Below are 17,425 nucleotides of genomic sequence, written 5' to 3'. Positions count from 1 at the left end.
GATTAACAATTGTTAATATATTAGGTGTTACTATTTTTATAGTAACACTTTTTTTGTATATAAACGTTTTTTACTTTTACAGACAACAACAACACAACACAATACCGACTAAAATGCCTAAAAACCAAGACCTTAAATCTATATTAATAATCGGATCAGGGCCAATTGTTATTGGACAAGCCTGTGAATTTGATTATTCTGGAACACAAGCTTTACGTTCTTTACGTGAAGATGGAATTGAAACTGTTTTAATCAATTCAAATCCTGCAACTATCATGACAGATCCTTCAATGGCTGATCATGTATATCTTTTGCCTTTAAATACGAAATCTATAATTCAGATTTTAAAAGAGCATCCACAAATTGATGCAGTTTTACCAACAATGGGTGGTCAAACAGCATTAAATTTATGTATAGAAGCTGATGAAAAAGGAATTTGGGAAGATTTTGGTGTAAAGATTATTGGTGTTAATATTGACGCTATTAATATTACGGAAGATCGTGAGAAGTTTAGAAACTTGATGATAGATATTGATATTCCAATGGCGCCTCAAGCAACAGCGACTTCTTTCTTAAAAGGTAAAGAAATTGCACAAGAATTTGGATTTCCTTTAATTATTAGAGCTTCATTTACTTTAGGTGGTGAAGGAGCTTCTTTCGTTTACAAGGAAGAAGATTTTGATGCATTGTTAACCCATGGATTAGAAGTTTCTCCTATTCATGAGGTAATGATTGATAAAGCCCTTATAGGCTGGAAAGAATATGAATTAGAGTTATTAAGAGATGCGAATGATAACGTAGTTATTATTTGTTCAATCGAAAATATGGATCCTATTGGAATTCATACTGGAGATTCGATTACTGTAGCACCAGCAATGACACTTTCTGATAAAACATTCCAAAAAATGCGTGATATGGCTATTCATATGATGCGTAATATTGGTGATTTTGCAGGAGGATGTAACGTACAGTTTGCTATTTCTCCAGATGAAAAGGAAGATATAATAGCTATTGAAATTAACCCACGTGTATCACGTTCATCAGCATTGGCAAGTAAAGCAACAGGGTATCCTATTGCTAAAATTGCAGCGAAGTTAGCCTTAGGTTATCATTTGGATGAGTTAGATAATCAAATTACAAAATCTACATCAGCTTTATTTGAGCCAACACTAGATTATGTAATTGTAAAAATTCCTCGTTGGAACTTTGATAAATTCGAAGGTTCTGATAGAACTTTAGGTTTACAAATGAAATCTGTTGGTGAAGTAATGGGAATTGGACGTTCGTTTCAAGAAGCATTGCATAAAGCAACACAGTCTTTAGAGATTAAACGTAATGGTTTAGGAGCAGACGGAAAAGAAAATAAAAATTACGAAGAAATAATAGAGAAGTTAACGTATGCTTCTTGGGATCGTGTTTTTATTATTTACGATGCAATTAAAATGGGAATTCCGTTGAGTAAAATCCATGAAATTACTCAAATTGATATGTGGTTCTTAAAACAATATGAAGAATTACATGAAATAGAAAAAGAAATTTCTAAATATACTGTTACGAATCTTGATAGAGATTTATTATTAGAGGCGAAACAGAAAGGATATGGAGATCGTCAGATAGCTCATATGTTAGGTTGTTTAGAAAGTGAAGTATATAAGAAGAGAGAAGAATTAAATATTAATAGAGTTTACAAGTTAGTAGATACTTGTGCTGCTGAATTTAAAGCGAAAACTCCTTATTATTATTCAACTTTCGAAAGTGATGTTGTAGCAGCAGAAGGAAATACAGTTGTAACAAATGAAAGTGAAGTTACTGCTAAGAAAAAAATTATTGTTTTAGGTTCAGGACCAAACCGTATCGGACAAGGAATTGAATTTGATTACTGTTGTGTTCATGGTATTTTAGCGGCGGCTGAATGTGGTTATGAAACGATTATGATTAACTGTAACCCTGAAACTGTTTCTACAGATTTTGATACTGCTGATAAATTATATTTCGAACCTGTTTTTTGGGAGCATATCTATGACATTATCAAACATGAAAAACCAGAAGGTGTTATTGTTCAATTAGGAGGGCAAACTGCTTTGAAATTAGCTGAAAAGTTAACAAAGTATGGTGTTAAAATTCTAGGAACTAGTTTTGAAGCGTTAGATTTAGCTGAAGACAGAGGTAGTTTTTCAGATCTTTTAATGAGAAATAAAATTCCTTTTCCAGAATTTGGAATTGCTGAAACGGCTGATGAAGCTTTAGTGTTAGCAGATAAATTAGATTTTCCAATTTTAGTTCGTCCATCTTATGTTTTAGGAGGGCAAGGAATGAAAATTGTAATTAATAAAGAAGAATTAATAGAGCATGTTGTTGATTTATTAAGAAGGATGCCTGGTAATAAATTATTATTAGATCATTATTTAGACGGGGCAATTGAAGCAGAAGCAGATGCAATTTGTGATGGTGAAAATGTTCAGATTATTGGAATAATGGAGCACATTGAACCTTGTGGAGTGCACTCTGGAGATTCAAATGCAACATTACCTGCCTTTAATTTAGGTGATTTAGTAATGCAACAAATTAAGGATCATACAAAAACGATTGCTTTAGAGTTAAAAACGGTAGGTTTAATTAACGTTCAATTTGCTATTAAAAATGATATTGTATATATAATTGAAGCAAACCCAAGAGCTTCTCGTACAGTACCTTTTATAGCTAAAGCATATAAAGAGCCTTATGTTAATTATGCAACGAAGGTAATGTTAGGAGAAAATAAGGTTACAGATTTTGAATTTAATCCTCAATTAGATGGTTATGCAATAAAGCAACCAGTGTTTTCATTTAACAAGTTTCCGAATGTAAATAAACAATTAGGGCCTGAAATGAAATCGACAGGAGAAAGTATTTTATTTATTGACGATTTAAAAGACGATCAATTCTACGACTTATATTCAAGAAGAAAAATGTACTTGACGAAATAGCGTTTTTTATAAAAATGTAAATCCTCATAGAATTATACCTATGAGGATTTTTTATTTTAAAGGATATCTTTTCTAATAAAGGGTTTATGCTTTTTTTATTAATGAAAACGATTCTATTATAAAGAAACTAAACAAAGTAATACAATTGATCTAGTCTTACGTATAATTTTATTATTAGTTTCTAGGTTTTTTAACCCTCTTGAAATAGCTTCTCTAGAAAAATTTAAATCTTCAGATATTTCTAATATCGGAATTCTAATTTCAGAATTTTTATATAGCTTCGATTTTGTTTTAATATAGCCAAGTAGATGTTCTTCTAATGTTTGATTACTGACTTCTTGAGTTTTGTTTATGATACACATATAATGGTATTGAAATGAAGTAATCATAAAATCTCTAAGTTCTATGTAAGTACTTGTCCATTCTAAAAAAAAGTCATTAGGAATGTTTAAAACAATAGCGTCTTTTAAAACGATACGACATATTATATCTGAAGATATATTTTGAGTGTTAGTATAATTCATGATTTTCGGATTAAATCCCTCTACATGATATAGAAGTATTTTTTTATTATTATGTTTTATAGACATTTTAACAATTCCAGATAATAAAATACAAACATCTTTGTCGAATCTACTACAGTTTGGTAATAAAGACCCTTTTTTATAATGTAATATTTTTCCGTGTTTTTTAAATAGGTCGATTACCTCTTTAGAGAGTGGTAAGTTTTCTAGCATAAATGAAGGGTATTATTTAATATAGGATTTCCTACACTAAATTAGTTTACTAATTAGCTGTTTTTGATAAAAAAAAGATATTGTATGCTTTAAAGGGATATAACTTATTAAGCCATATTCCTCTAAAATGTAAAAATCTATTTAGTAGTATATTTTATACTACTAATTGTATGGACCTAGGTTTGCTTATAATTTTATGTCTATTTTCTAAGCGTCTTATAGCTCTAGAAATAGAAGCTAAAGGAGTTTTTAAATCAGAAGAGATTTCAGCTCTAGAAATATGAATGTCTTCTTGTTGGTAAATGGTAGATTTATTTTTTAGATAATAGAACAAGCGATTTTCTAAAGAATGAGTTAATAAATTCTTAAGTCTATTAAGCATTGTATTAATATTATACTCGCTAGAATTAATAATAATTTTTTTGAAAGACAAAGAAAGACCTTGCCATTCAGCTATTTTATTATTTGGAATCCATAATAAAGTACTGTTTTCTATAGCAGTGATAGAGATTGGAGCAGCATGTGATTCTGTCATGTTCATTAGTGCTATGACAGGATTGTTATTTGGTGAAATATGATATAACAATAAGGAGCTATTATCTTGATCTAAGTGAGCCTTTAACACACCATCAATTATAATAGCAGTAGTATTTATAGGAACATCTTTCAGTAAAATGGGATCACCAACTAGATATTTTTTTTGGACAGCATAAGATCGAATTAATTTAGCTGTTGATTCATTAACGAGGGACTTTAAAATCATTATAAATTATTTAAAAATTAATTATTATATAAACTTGTTATTAAGTAGTAATTAATAAAGTATACTTACAATATTAGAATGTTGCACAAATATATTTTTTAATATATTCTAAAACCTTAAATAAATCACAAAACGATTAATGTTGATAATCAGGTTGTTATATTTTAATTAAAATAAAGACCATAATGTTTTTTTTAAAAAATATATTTTTAGTTGTGCAACAATCACTTTAGTTATTCCCTTTTATTTTAGTATTTTTAAGAGAATATTTGCAAGGTTTTCAGGTTGTGAAAAATTTGGAGTATGACTTGAATTTAAAGTATATACTTTTTCAATTTTTCCTTTATACATTGCTCTTTGTATTTCAATAGGTATGGCTCTATCTTCTGTACATTCGATATAGTATTTAGGGATTTTACCAAAATTCCCGTCCGTTATTTGTAACTCATAGCTTAAAGGTGCCGCAGGCTCAGGTACAATATGTGGTTTTGCAGCATCAAAAGCTTCTTTTGAAATATCGTGAGCAAAAGCATTTTGTATCTCATCTTCTTTTACAAAAGCATACGTTTTATCTTCTGATAACTGAAAATTATCTACTGCTGTAGATCCTTTTACAGCTTGTACTGCTCCGAAGAATGAACCTTTGTTTGGTAATAAAAAGGCGGTTAAAAACACTAGCTTTTTAACTTTATTAGGTCTTAACTCAGCAACTCTACTTACAGTAATACCGTTAAAACTATGACCAACTAAAATTACAGGGTTATCTTGTTTATCAAGAATATTTACAAGTGTTTTTACATAATCATCCATAGTAATATCGGCAGGAGAAGTCTTGTCGCTTCCGTGCCCTGGTAAGTCTGGGGTTAAAACTGCGTGTCCATTTTCTTTTAGATTTTTAGCTACATTTTTCCATTGCCATCCTCCTAACCAAGCGGAGTGTACTAATACATAAGTTTCTTTTTTGTCCATTTTTTGTGTGTTTGAGCATCCAATACTAACAATCGAAAGTAGAATGATTGCTACAAGTGTAAATTTTTTTTGTGTCATTTTTTCTGTTTTAAATTTGTTATTAATTATAATGCAAAAGTAAAACGAGAAATGAAGTAGCACCTGTACCTTTTGATACAGGTGATAAAATATACTTTGAAAAGTAATTTTTTAGAGGAGTTCTATTTGTTTAAACTTCAATTTTACGATACCTGAAATTTCAAATTGTTTCAATATTTTTGAAACGACTTCCCTTGTAGTACCTATTTCTTTTGCTAATTGACTATGTGAAAGGTTTATTATATGAGATTGTATTTTTGTACTTTCTAATTTTAGGTAATCTATTAGTCGCTTGTCTATTTTGTTAAATGCCAAATTCTTATAAGAATGGAGTAAATCGTCATAACTAAATATAAATGAATTTGTAGTGAAATTATTCCAAGATTTATATTTAAAGCTCCATTCAGAAACAAATCTCACAGGTATTTTGATGATTATTGTATCTTCTTCCGTTTTTGCATTTACAAGACTTTTGTAGTCTCGGAATGTAGCTGAAAGAGATAATACACATGTCTGAATAGGATTAACATAATAAAGTAAAATTTGCCTATCATCATTTTCTTGCCATACCCTTACTTTACCTGAAATAACAAGGGCTAACCATTTGATATATTTATCTTGTTCAACAATAAATGTATTCTTAGGTACAGTTTGTATGATTCCTACCTTTAAAATTTCCTCTTTGAGGTTCCCCTCAGTAATGTTTAAAGCCTTAAATAGTTGGTTAAATTCAGTCATTCTTTCTAATTATAAATAATTGGTTTTGTATAACCACCAGTTATTGGTAAATATTTTAAATTATAGTTATGTAATAAGCTATTAAAGTAAGTATTTTCAGTTGTAAAATTAGGATTGATTTAGTATGAAGTCTTTTTAGTTTTTATATTCAGTAGCTAATATTTTCAAATTATCTACAGAAGAAAAATGTATTTCGTTTTTAGACTCTTGTTGATTTTCTTTTTCAAGAAAAGGAATATTTTTCTTCAGTAATTTATTTTTTAGGATTAATAAATTCCCTTCAAATTTAACCAATTGACATCCTTGATGATTGTGATTTAATATAAAATTATCATCATATTCACTACCCCAATAGTGCTGTATTTCAATAAATAAATGGTTTTGTTGGTACATCCATTCTCTATTTTCTAGAGCATCAATATCTAATGAGGGAGGTGTTAGTTCTGGACTTCCTAAAAAATACAAAGTAAATCCGTTACTTCGTTTTACATACATTCTTGCATGTAGTTTCATTCCGCAGATATCTTCATAAAACTGAATGCTTTTTATTGGATCTTTTGTTCTAATAGTTAACAAGCCTAATACTGGGTTTTCTAGTAACGGATAGTCTTTTTTTTGTGTAGACGGAACAGTGTTTTGTTTAAATGTTTTTTGAATGAATTCTATTTGATGATCTTCGATATCTTTGGTGTGAGACAAGTAACCAATATCTCCAAATTGATAGGGTTCACCAATAGGTATATTGTATTCTTTCATTTTAGTGTTAACCCTTTCAATATCGTCAATAAATAAGCTATGCTTCCAATAGTTGTCGTCTGGTTTTTGTAAGTAGTTAATAGAATTTTCTTCTTTTTCTTGAAACAATTCTAAGCAATAATCTTGATTTTCAAAATTTAAAATAGACAAAGTACCTTTGACATGTTCAAAGGTTTTTTTTAATTTCATTCCCAGTATTTTAGTATAGAAATTTATGGTTTTGGGATTGTTTATTCGTAGTCTAAAGCTTTTTAATTTCATCACTCTATATTTGTTTTTGTTATCTTTTAGTATTGTGTTACAACTTTGAATTCATCATAGCTTAATTTCCATTTTCCATCTTTTTTTTCCCATTTTTCATTATAAATTTTTCCTTCTCCAATATTCATTGACCAATCAGAAGATAAAATACCACTGTTGGCAGTTACCATTTCAAATTTTGGTGTTGAATAAATTAAATTATTGGCGCCATCTGCTATAAGTTTAATCCAAAAATTTTCGATTCCTTTTTTTCCTGTAACCGATGGAAAAGGGACAGGGTTCATTGTGGCATTTTCAAAATATCCTTCACCACAAATATTACCTTTACCATTATTAAAATTACTTGTCCATGCTATTGATGTATGAATTAGTTCTTCCATAGCAATATGACTAGCTATTGGATTTTTACTATTTTCACGAGGTGTTTCATATTTTTCTTGCACCTCAAAGTTATCATAGGTTAGTACCCATTTTTCATTTAACTTTTCCCATTTTTCATTATAAATTATACCTTTACCTACATTCATACTCCAATTTGCAGATAAAAATGCTGTTTTTTCATTTGCTACTTGAATACTTAATTTTGTATAAACTAAATCTGTTGCACCACTTTCTACAAATGGAACCCAAAATCCTTTTATTTTTTCTATTCCTTCGTAAACACCAAAAGGCATTGCGCTCATTACGGCTGTTTCTGCATAGCTTCCTATAATGTTTTCTTTGGCTCCTTTATTAAAATTAGTAATCCATTCTTTACTAGCCGCAATTACCTCAAGTGCTATCTCGTGATGAGCAGTCGGTTTTTGTTTATTGTTACTTTGCACTATTTTTTTTTCTTCGTTAGAAGTTTGCTGTTGTGCACATGATGTTAATGCTATTGTTAAAAATATGACTCTTAGGAATAAATTATTACTAAACATTTTTTTATTTGTTAAATTCATGATTTGTTTTTTCAAGCTTAAAGTATTAAGCTGTGGTTACTACTTCGTAAATTTGAATATTAGGATCTTCTTTTAGCATACTACCAAGAGTGTCGAAATCTCCTATTTCTTTTCTCCAGTTCAAATACTTCTGAAAGTGTTCATTAGATTTCCAATATTCAATTAGAACAATTTTATTAGGTTCTTCCCTTAGTCTAGATACTTGAGCTGTATTACAACCATTAAAATTTCTCGTATCTTGAAGTATTTTTTCAAAAAAGTGTTTAATTTTTTCGGACTGTCGTTCTTGAGCCAAAAGCTCAAATTTTACCATAATTTCCATAATTATTTAATTTTAAGTATTAATTATGGTACAAATAAACTATGATTTAAGGTGTAAAACCTGTGACATTTGGCACAACAGTTTAAATTTATTTTAAAATATGAATTTCTTTTTGTCCAAGACGTAGTTTACCGTTCGATTCTAATTTCTTAAGTAATCTAGAAATAACCTCTCTTGTTGTTCCTAATTCTTTGGCTAAATCTTGATGTGATTTATAAAGAATGTCATCATTCGCTTTAGAAATAAGATAATCAAGTAAGCGATCTTTCAATGGTTGAAACGCTAAATTTGAATATTGATGAATTAAGTGGTTGTAACTCTTTCTGAATGTATTTACAATGAAGTTATTCCATGATTTATAACTAAAATTCCAATCTCTTACATATCTAATAGGTAGGTTTAGTATGATGCATTTTTCTTCAGCAATAGCATTAACAGTACTTTTGCAATCTTCAAAACAAGCAGAAAGTGATAACGTACAAGTTTCCATTGTATTTAGGTAATAAATAAGAATTTCACGGTCTTCACTTTCTTGATAAACTCTTACCTTTCCTTCTAGCACAATTTTTAATACCTTTATGTAATGATTGTTTTTAATAATAAAATCGCCTTTTTTGTGCTCTGTTATAGTAGCATTTTTACGAATTTCATCTTGAAGCACTTTTTCAGAAATCCCAAGTTGTTTTAAGAAATTATCTAGCATTAAGTTTTGTGTATTAAATTGCATACAATGTGATTATATAAGATTTAGTTGTGTGGTTTAAGCACAAAAATTAACAAAGATAGTACAAGTAGTAAATAGATTATACACTGATTATTAGATAAATTTATAATTAATTTTGATAATAATGGGGTCCGATCTTGAATTAGAGTCATCCCTTTTTAGTTTAGTTGAATTTCTTGTATGAATGAGCTATAATTATTTTTTTTAACATAAAATTAACTAGTTGTATATGCAACTAAATTAATCTTTTGGATTAATTTTGCATCTAATATTAAATATGAATATGGATATTGAAAATACACTAGCTCCGTGGTTAGGCAAAACAATGAAAATGATTGATAATCATATTCAAGATATTTTTTTTGAGAAAAATATTAGTCTAACAAAGATTCAATTTATTGTTTTAAAAAGACTGAAAGCTAAGAATGGACTTCCACAGCAAGAACTTGCTTTTTTAACAGGTAGAGATAAAACATCTTTAACTCGATTGATTAATACAATGGAAAAGAAAAATTTAGTAGCTAGGATTTTGTCTAAATCAGATAGACGAATTAATAATATTCATTTAACTAAAAAAGGAGAGCTATTACTAGAAGAAACTTTACCAATTATGAAAAGTTTTGCAATTTCATTACAAGAAAACATCTCATACGAAGAGATTGCTAAAGCAATTGATACAATTAAAAAAGTACAAGGAAATTTAATAAAGAAATCAACTAAAAGTTGTAGTGACAACTAAATAATAAAACATGAGAAAATTAATTATTGTAGGGGCAGGAATTATAGTGCTTTTAGTAGCGTCTTTAATATCTAGTTATTTTAAAAATAGTAAAAAGAAGCCTGAGCATAAAGTAACAAAAGTTGAAAAAACAGTTTTTGTTAAAGAGGTTAAAAATGGAGATGTGGCAATTGTAATTTCAGCAAACGGAAATTTAGTTGCTAAAAATAAAGTTGATATTTATTCAGAAGTACAAGGAGTTTTAAGGCCTACAGGAAAAGATTTTAGAGCAGGAGTCTCGTATAATAAAGGACAAACATTATTAAGAATTAATAGTCAGGAATTTTACGCATCTATTCAATCTCAAAGAAGCTCTTTACAAAATTTAATTGCTTCAATTATGCCAGATATCAGATTAGATTATCCAGATTCTTTTGAAAAATGGAATTCTTATTTAAAAAACTACAACATTAATAAATCGGTACAACCATTACCTAATACTAATTCAGATAAAGAAAAATACTTTATAACAGGAAAGAATATATATACTACATTTTATAATTTAAAAAATTTAGAGGCTAAGCTAGCTAAATATAATCTTAGAGCTCCTTTTAAAGGTATTTTAACAGAGACATTGGTTACAAACGGAACCTTAGTAAGGGTAGGGCAGAAAATGGGAGAATTTATTGATTTATCAGTGTTTGAATTACCATTATCTGTTAATGCTGGCTTTGCAAATGTTTTACAAGTAGGTAAAACTGTTGCTCTTCAAAATTTAGAAAAAACAAAAACTTGGTCAGGAAAAGTTTCTAGGATTAATGGAAAAATAGATCAAGCTTCTCAAACTGTTCAGTTGTTTATTGAAGTAAAAGGAGAAAATTTAAGAGAAGGAATGTATTTAGAGGCCAACGTACCTGTAAAAACAGCAATAGATGCTATAGAGGTAAACAGAAAGTTATTAATAGAAAATAAATTTATTTATGTAGTTAAAGACAGTGTATTAGATTTAGTAAAAATTAACACGGTGCATTTTAATGAAAATACTGTTGTTATAAAAGGTTTGAAAAATGAAATGCAATTAGTCTCTAAACCAATAACAGGGGCTTATGCAGGAATGCCTGTAAAAATATTTTCTGAACAGAACAATGCAAAAACAGAGTAAATAATGAAAAAAGTTATATCATATTTTATAAAATACCCTGTTGCAGTAAATATTATTATCATTGCTTTTGTGTTATTAGGTAGTTTGGGATATTCGAATTTAAAATCTTCTTTTTTTCCACAAATAGACGCAAAGTTTATTAATATAAAAGTTGCATACCCTGGGGCGTCGCCTCAAGAAATGGAAGAGGGAGTTGTTTTGAAAATAGAAGACAATTTAAAAGGTTTAATAGGTGTTGACAGGGTTACATCTACTTCATCAGAAAATACAGCATCAATATCTATTGAAACTTTAAAAGGTTACGACATTAATAATATTTTAGCAGAAGTGAAAAACGCAGTAGATAAAGTTCCTAATTTTCCTTCTGGAATGGAACCAGCTGTAGTAGCTAAAATTGAAAGCGTAGCAGAAACAGTAAGTTTTGTAGTTACAGGAAATAATATTTCTTTAAAAACACTTAAACAGATTACTAGAGATGTTGAAAATGACTTACGTAGAATAGACGGAATTTCTCAAATTTCTATAACAGGTTATCCTAGTGAGGAAATTGAAATAGCTGTTCGTGAGAATGATTTATTAGCTTATAATTTAACTTTTCAACAGGTTGCAACAGCAGTTGCATCAGAAAATATTATTACAACTGGTGGATCTGTAAAAACAGTTGAAGAAGAGTATTTAATTAGAGCTAATAACCGATTATATTATGGAGATGAAATAGATAATTTAGTAGTAAGAGCTGATGCATCTGGAAGAATTATCCGTTTAAAAGATGTAGCTACAGTTACTGATAGGTGGAATGAGAACCCAAACAAAAGTTATTATAATGGAAACTTAGCTGTACGTGTTCAAGTAAGTAATACGAATAACGAAGATTTATTATCATCTGCAGAAAAAATAAATGAATATATAGATACATTTAATGAACAACATGAGAATGTAGAAATTGCAATTACTAGAGATTCTTCAATTACATTAAACCAACGTACAGAACTATTATTTAAAAATGCATGGCAAGGTATGCTATTGGTAATGTTGTTTTTATCATTGTTCTTAAGACCAAGGTTAGCATTTTGGGTTGCAGCAGGTTTACCAGTTGCTTTTTTCGGAATGTTTATGTTGGCAGGTTATTTTGATGTAACAATTAATGTATTATCATTATTCGGAATGATTATCGTAATTGGTATTTTGGTAGATGATGGTATTGTAATTTCAGAAAATATTTATCATCATTATGAAAAAGGAAAATCACCAATTCGTGCCGCTATTGATGGAACTATGGAGGTGATTCCACCTATTGTTTCGGCAATTATAACAACTATTCTAGCCTTTTCAGTTTTCTTTTTCTTAGATGGAAGAATAGGTGAGTTTTTTAGTGAAGTTGCTACAGTTGTAACACTTACATTAATTGTATCATTAGTTGAAGCTTTAATTATTTTACCAGCTCACGTTGCGCATTCTAAAGCATTACATAGAGATCAAAAGTTATATGCTTTTAATAAGTATGCAGAACAGTTAATGGATTTTATGCGTGATAAATTATATGCACCCGCATTAAAATTTGTATTAAATAACAAGTTTTTCGGTTTGGTAATTCCTGTAGCTTTGTTTATGATTACAATAGGAGCTTTTCAAGGAGGAATAATTAAAGGAACCTTTTTTCCATCGATAGCAAGTGATAGAGTTGCTATTAATTTAACGATGCCACAAGGAACCAATGAGGTAATAACTGATAGTATTATTTCATCGATTGAAGATAAGGTTTGGGCTGTAGAGAAAGAATTTACTGAAAAATATGGGGTTGATAATGAATCTGTTGTTGATAATATTACCAAGAGAGTAGGGCCAGGAAGATCTAGCGGATCACTTCGTATTAATCTTTTACCAGGAGAACAACGTAGTTTTAGTTCTAGAGAAATAACGAATGCCATTCGTGAACGTGTAGGAAAAATATACGGAATAGAAGCGTTAACTTTTGGTTCTGGAGGTAATTTTGGAGGAAGCCCTGTTTCAGTTTCTTTATTGAGTAATAATATTACTGAATTAAAAGCAGCTAAAAATGAGTTGAAATCTGAATTAAATAAAAATCAAGATTTAAAGGATGTTACTGATAATGACCCGCAAGGAATAAAGGAAATTAAAATTAAACTGAAAGACAATGCATATTTATTAGGTTTAACATTACGAGATGTAATGCGTCAAGTACGAAGTGGTTTTTTCGGATTACAAGTGCAACGTTTTCAAAGAGGTCAAGACGAAATAAGAGTTTGGGTCCGATACGATAGAGAAGAACGTTCGTCTATTAAAAATTTAGATGACATGCGTATTAGTACGATATCTGGTACTAAAGTACCATTTTCTGAAATTGCAAGTTATCAAATTGAACGAGGAGAAATATCTATAAATCACTTAGAAGGGCAACGAGAAATAAAAATTGATGCTGATTTAAAAGGGGCAGAAGCTAGTGCTACAGATGTTTTAGATGATATAAAACAGCGTGTTATGCCAAAAATAAAAGCAAAGTACCCATCAATAACAGCCTTATATGAAGGTCAAAACAGAGAGGCTTCTAAAGTTTCTAGTTCTGCCGCTCTAGTAGGACCAATAATTTTATTACTTATTTATATTGTTATTGTGTTTACGTTTCGATCGTACGGGCAACCATTGATGTTATTACTTATGGTACCTTTTAGTTTAATTGGTGTTGCTTGGGGGCATTGGTTTCATGGGTTTGCAGTAAATATATTATCACTTTTAGGAATTATTGCATTAATAGGAATTATGGTTAATGATGGCTTGGTACTTATTAGTAAATTTAACAGTTATCTAAAGGAAGGAATGGAGTTTGAGGAAGCTTTATTTGCTGCAGGTAAATCAAGGTTTAGAGCCATATTTTTAACAACAATAACAACCGTAGCAGGTTTAGCTCCGTTAATTTTTGAAACCAGTAGACAAGCTCAGTTTTTAATACCGATGGCAATATCTATAGCTTACGGAATTGTAATAGCTACTTTTTTAACCTTGTTAACATTGCCTGTTTTATTGTCAATTTCAAACTATTCTAAAGTATATGTAAAATGGCTTTGGAATGGTAGAAAACCAAATAGAGAAGAAGTAGAAAGAGCAATTATTGAGTTAGAAGCGGAACACGAAGATTTATAAAAAATTAATATAGCATGAATCAAATAAATAAATATATAATTAGTGGATTTTTAGGCTTAGTGGTTAGTTTTTCTATAAATGGACAAGAAATTTTATCCAAAGAAAAAGCTGTTGAAATGACTCTTAAAAACAATTATGATATAAGAGTAACCAAAAACAATTTAGAAACAGCTAAAAACAATAAGAGCATATATAATAGTGGTTATTTACCAACGATTACGGGAAATGCAGGAGCTAGTTATAGCAATAGAGATACAGATAGTGAATTTCAAGATGGCTCTGTAAATTCAGTTACTGGAGCAGAATCTAAGGCGTATAATGCTTCTGTAGGTTTAAACTATACCATATTTAACGGGTTTAATAGAAAAAACACTTTTAAACGGTTAAAAGAAGCATATAATTTAACTGAATTACAAGCACGCCAAGTAATAGAAAATACGTTGACAACTTTGTTTTTAGCCTATTATGAAGTAGGAAGGTTAAGCGAAAATGAAGCAACACAGAAAGTAACATTAAATATTTCTAAAAAACGTTTGCAAAGAGCAGTGTATAGTTTTGATTACGGACAGAATACGAAGCTTGATGTGTTAAATGCAGAAGTAGATGTTAATAATGATAGTATCACTTATATAAACGGAAAAAGGCTGTTAGCAAACGCAAAGAGAGATTTAAATGTAGTACTGGGTAGAAATATTAATACAGCTGTAAAAGTTGATAAAAACGTTGTTTATGCTATTAATTTGAATTTAATTGATGTGTTAGAAAAAGCAAAGACTAATAATGCTAGTTTATTGCAAACAAAAAAGAATATTGAGTTAAAGCAATTAGATATTAAAATTAATAAATCTGGTTGGATGCCAAACGTAGGTTTAACAAGTTCATATGCATGGAATAAAAGTAATAATGATGCAACAAGTCCATTTAGCCCAATTTCGAATACACAAACAGGTTTAAATGCAGGAGTAAATTTATCATGGAATATTTTTGATGGAGGGAAAACAAAAATAAATGTTACCAATGCAAAAATTGCTTTAGAAACTGTAGGTATTCAAAAATTACAGCAAGAAGAGCGATTAGAAAGAGATGTTAATAATGCTTGGGAAACATATCAAAATGCATTATTTTCATTACAAGTTCAAGAAAAGAATGTAATAACGAACAAGCTTAATTTTGATCGTACCAACGAACGATATAAATTGGGGCAAATTACTTCAATAGATTTTCGTCAAGCTCAAGTTAATTTAATAAATGCGGAATTAAGTGTAAGTAGCGCAAAATACACTGCTAAAAATGCTGAATTACAACTATTACAATTAGCAGGAACTTTATTAGATTACAATAATTTTTAAAATGTTTTAGTAGATAATTAAAAACCCGAAGTTTTAAACTTCGGGTTTTTTTATTCGAAAATAGCAACAGCTCTAACAGGGGAGCCAGTACCACCTCTTATTTTTAAAGGAAGTCCGATAAAACGAAATCGATTTCTACCTATTAATTTATATAAGTTTATCATGTTTTCATAATGTGTGAATTTTAACTCTCCACAAATATGATGAACTTCTTTATTTGAAACCTTAGGAACTCCTGGTGACATCGTTTCAACCCCAAAAGCAGCAATTTTTTGTTCACCTAACCAACGAGCACATTCAGCTGTAATTCCAGGGCCTTTACTCCAATTTTCAGTATTAAAGTGTTTGCGGTAGTGATCGGTATATAACAGCACAGTATCACCTTTTTTTATTGTTAAATCACTTTTAGATAAAGCTATTTGAATTTCTTTAGAGGTGATTAGTTCTTGTAGTTTTTTATGAGAAAAATCTAAACAAATACCTTCTGTATAAAACATCGAAAGCGGCATGGTGTCTATCGATAAATCTTTGTATTCAGCAGCCATGTGATTTAATGCATCAACATGAGTACCGGTATGTTCCCCCATTTCTAATTTATAAACAGCTGGAGTTTTAGTTGTTGGGTTTTCAATATTATCCCATTCTTCATGTGTATTATGAACCGACATCTTTACTTGAGGAAGGCTCTTGTAAACAGGCATTCCTTCAAAAATTTCTTGACTTAAATCAATTATTTCAGGCATAAATTTATAATTCAATTTTTACATTATAATCTTGTAAATCTTTAATGTAATTAAGTGCTGTAAAATCTCCATGATCAAATTCATCTTGACGCTTTTTTTTCATTTCAATACGCTTTACAGCTTTTAAAAAACGACGAACTTCAATATCTACATTAACAATTAAACCAGGTACTTCAACACTTGCTCCTTCTTCATTTTTTGCGACCATAGTAAAATAAGATGAATTACAATGTTTCATTTCACCTGTTCTAATATTTTCTGCTTCAACACGAATGCCAACTACCATAGAAGTTCTTCCAACATAATTAACAGAAGCTTTCATCGTAACTAATTCACCAACTTCAACAGGGTTTAAAAAATCAACCGTATCAACTGAAGCAGTAACACAATATTCGCCAGAATGTTTTGAGGCACATGCAAAAGCAATCTGGTCAAGTAAAGATAAAATATAGCCTCCGTGAATTTTACCGCTAAAATTAGCATGAGAAGGAAGCATTAATTCAGAGATTGTAATACGAGTTTCTTCTACGTGTTTATATTTTTTTTTATTCATCTTTAAGGCCTCTAAAGTGTGGTGATTGTTCTTTTTGAACCTTAGTAACAAAATATTTGGTATCTCCTAACCAAAAGAATGCACCATAGCGCTCTTTATAGGTAACTTTTACATAGCGACCTTGATATTTTTGTAGATCGGCAATTACTTGTTCTTTTTGGTCTTCAATAGAAAAAGAAAAAATTTGTGCGCCAGAAATACCTTGGCTAATTTCTCCTTCCCATGTTTTTACTAACATTCCTTTGTAGCTTATTTTTATTAATTCTCCAGAACGAACACCTTCACTATAAGGAATATAGTACATAAATGCATAATATAAGCTGGCAATCAACAAAATACCCCCAATAATTAAAGCTAATATTTTTTTCATAATGTAAAAGTAATATTAATACTTGTATAAGAATTGTAAATAATTAATTATTAGACGCTGTAAATATCATATTATTTTTTAATAAGTATAAAAAGTGCTGTTGTTTGTGTAGGTTT

General features: G+C 29.5%; 16 protein-coding genes. 5 read left to right on the top strand and 11 right to left on the bottom strand.

Annotated elements, in window-relative coordinates; translation table 11 throughout:
- The first annotated feature begins 113 nt into the window (after nucleotides 1–113).
- A complete protein-coding gene (carB, locus tag CXF68_RS17275) occupies nucleotides 114–2,966 on the top strand; it encodes a carbamoyl-phosphate synthase large subunit (RefSeq protein WP_101046357.1) in 2,853 nt (950 codons plus the stop codon).
- A 116-nt stretch (nucleotides 2,967–3,082) separates the two neighbouring features.
- Here carB and CXF68_RS17270 read toward each other — a convergent pair whose 3' ends face one another.
- The 8 genes from CXF68_RS17270 to CXF68_RS17235 all read right to left on the bottom strand — a co-directional run bounded on the left by CXF68_RS17270 (nucleotide 3,083) and on the right by CXF68_RS17235 (nucleotide 9,258).
- Nucleotides 3,083–3,703 carry a Crp/Fnr family transcriptional regulator gene (locus tag CXF68_RS17270; RefSeq protein WP_101046356.1) on the bottom strand — a complete coding sequence of 207 codons (621 nt, stop codon included), beginning with the start codon at nucleotides 3,701–3,703 and terminating at the stop codon, nucleotides 3,083–3,085.
- Between the two features lie 154 nt (nucleotides 3,704–3,857).
- Nucleotides 3,858–4,466: a Crp/Fnr family transcriptional regulator gene (locus tag CXF68_RS17265; protein WP_101046355.1), complete on the bottom strand. Its 609-nt coding sequence runs from the start codon at nucleotides 4,464–4,466 to the stop codon at nucleotides 3,858–3,860.
- Nucleotides 4,467–4,709: 243 nt separating this feature from the next.
- Complete coding sequence (locus tag CXF68_RS17260; RefSeq protein WP_198553847.1) at nucleotides 4,710–5,513, bottom strand: alpha/beta fold hydrolase; 804 nt, start codon at nucleotides 5,511–5,513, stop codon at nucleotides 4,710–4,712.
- Between the two features lie 111 nt (nucleotides 5,514–5,624).
- The gene (locus CXF68_RS17255) at nucleotides 5,625–6,251 is read right to left on the bottom strand and encodes a Crp/Fnr family transcriptional regulator (protein ID WP_101046354.1); all 627 of its coding nucleotides are present in this window, start codon (nucleotides 6,249–6,251) and stop codon (nucleotides 5,625–5,627) included.
- Nucleotides 6,252–6,386: 135 nt separating this feature from the next.
- The gene (locus tag CXF68_RS17250; RefSeq protein ID WP_369800529.1) at nucleotides 6,387–7,268 is read right to left on the bottom strand and encodes a VOC family protein; all 882 of its coding nucleotides are present in this window, start codon (nucleotides 7,266–7,268) and stop codon (nucleotides 6,387–6,389) included.
- 26 nt (nucleotides 7,269–7,294) lie between these two features.
- The gene (locus tag CXF68_RS17245; protein WP_101046352.1) at nucleotides 7,295–8,209 is read right to left on the bottom strand and encodes a hypothetical protein; all 915 of its coding nucleotides are present in this window, start codon (nucleotides 8,207–8,209) and stop codon (nucleotides 7,295–7,297) included.
- 25 nt (nucleotides 8,210–8,234) lie between these two features.
- On the bottom strand, nucleotides 8,235–8,531 hold the full coding sequence (locus CXF68_RS17240; RefSeq protein ID WP_101046351.1) for a putative quinol monooxygenase: 297 nt from the start codon (nucleotides 8,529–8,531) through the stop codon (nucleotides 8,235–8,237).
- 88 nt (nucleotides 8,532–8,619) lie between these two features.
- Nucleotides 8,620–9,258: a Crp/Fnr family transcriptional regulator gene (locus CXF68_RS17235; protein WP_101046350.1), complete on the bottom strand. Its 639-nt coding sequence runs from the start codon at nucleotides 9,256–9,258 to the stop codon at nucleotides 8,620–8,622.
- 274 nt (nucleotides 9,259–9,532) lie between these two features.
- Here CXF68_RS17235 and CXF68_RS17230 point away from each other — a divergent pair, with 274 nt between their 5' ends.
- From CXF68_RS17230 to CXF68_RS17215, 4 genes are read left to right on the top strand one after another with little or no spacing between them, the layout of a single operon-like run.
- Nucleotides 9,533–9,994 carry a MarR family winged helix-turn-helix transcriptional regulator gene (locus tag CXF68_RS17230; RefSeq protein WP_101046349.1) on the top strand — a complete coding sequence of 154 codons (462 nt, stop codon included), beginning with the start codon at nucleotides 9,533–9,535 and terminating at the stop codon, nucleotides 9,992–9,994.
- 10 nt (nucleotides 9,995–10,004) lie between these two features.
- Nucleotides 10,005–11,135 (top strand): efflux RND transporter periplasmic adaptor subunit, encoded by a 1,131-nt coding sequence (locus tag CXF68_RS17225; RefSeq protein ID WP_101046348.1) that lies wholly within the window; start codon nucleotides 10,005–10,007, stop codon nucleotides 11,133–11,135.
- Nucleotides 11,136–11,138: 3 nt separating this feature from the next.
- A complete protein-coding gene (locus tag CXF68_RS17220; protein ID WP_101046347.1) occupies nucleotides 11,139–14,294 on the top strand; it encodes an efflux RND transporter permease subunit in 3,156 nt (1,051 codons plus the stop codon).
- 14 nt (nucleotides 14,295–14,308) lie between these two features.
- Nucleotides 14,309–15,643, top strand: coding sequence for a TolC family protein (locus tag CXF68_RS17215; protein ID WP_101046346.1), 1,335 nt, complete (start codon nucleotides 14,309–14,311; stop codon nucleotides 15,641–15,643).
- 50 nt (nucleotides 15,644–15,693) lie between these two features.
- Here CXF68_RS17215 and CXF68_RS17210 read toward each other — a convergent pair whose 3' ends face one another.
- From CXF68_RS17210 to CXF68_RS17200, 3 genes are read right to left on the bottom strand one after another with little or no spacing between them, the layout of a single operon-like run.
- A complete protein-coding gene (locus tag CXF68_RS17210; protein WP_101047581.1) occupies nucleotides 15,694–16,386 on the bottom strand; it encodes a cyclase family protein in 693 nt (230 codons plus the stop codon).
- 4 nt (nucleotides 16,387–16,390) lie between these two features.
- Complete coding sequence (locus CXF68_RS17205) at nucleotides 16,391–16,939, bottom strand: acyl-CoA thioesterase (RefSeq protein ID WP_101046345.1); 549 nt, start codon at nucleotides 16,937–16,939, stop codon at nucleotides 16,391–16,393.
- On the bottom strand, nucleotides 16,932–17,309 hold the full coding sequence (locus CXF68_RS17200) for a 6-phosphogluconate dehydrogenase (RefSeq protein WP_101046344.1): 378 nt from the start codon (nucleotides 17,307–17,309) through the stop codon (nucleotides 16,932–16,934). Before CXF68_RS17200 ends, CXF68_RS17205 begins: the two co-directional genes overlap by 8 nt.
- Nucleotides 17,310–17,425 lie beyond the last annotated feature (116 nt).

Source organism: Tenacibaculum sp. Bg11-29, assembly GCF_002836595.1.
Lineage (GTDB): Bacteria > Bacteroidota > Bacteroidia > Flavobacteriales > Flavobacteriaceae > Polaribacter.
The sequence above is the reverse complement of the archived record's forward strand: the minus strand, read 5'-3'. Positions and strand labels throughout refer to the sequence as shown.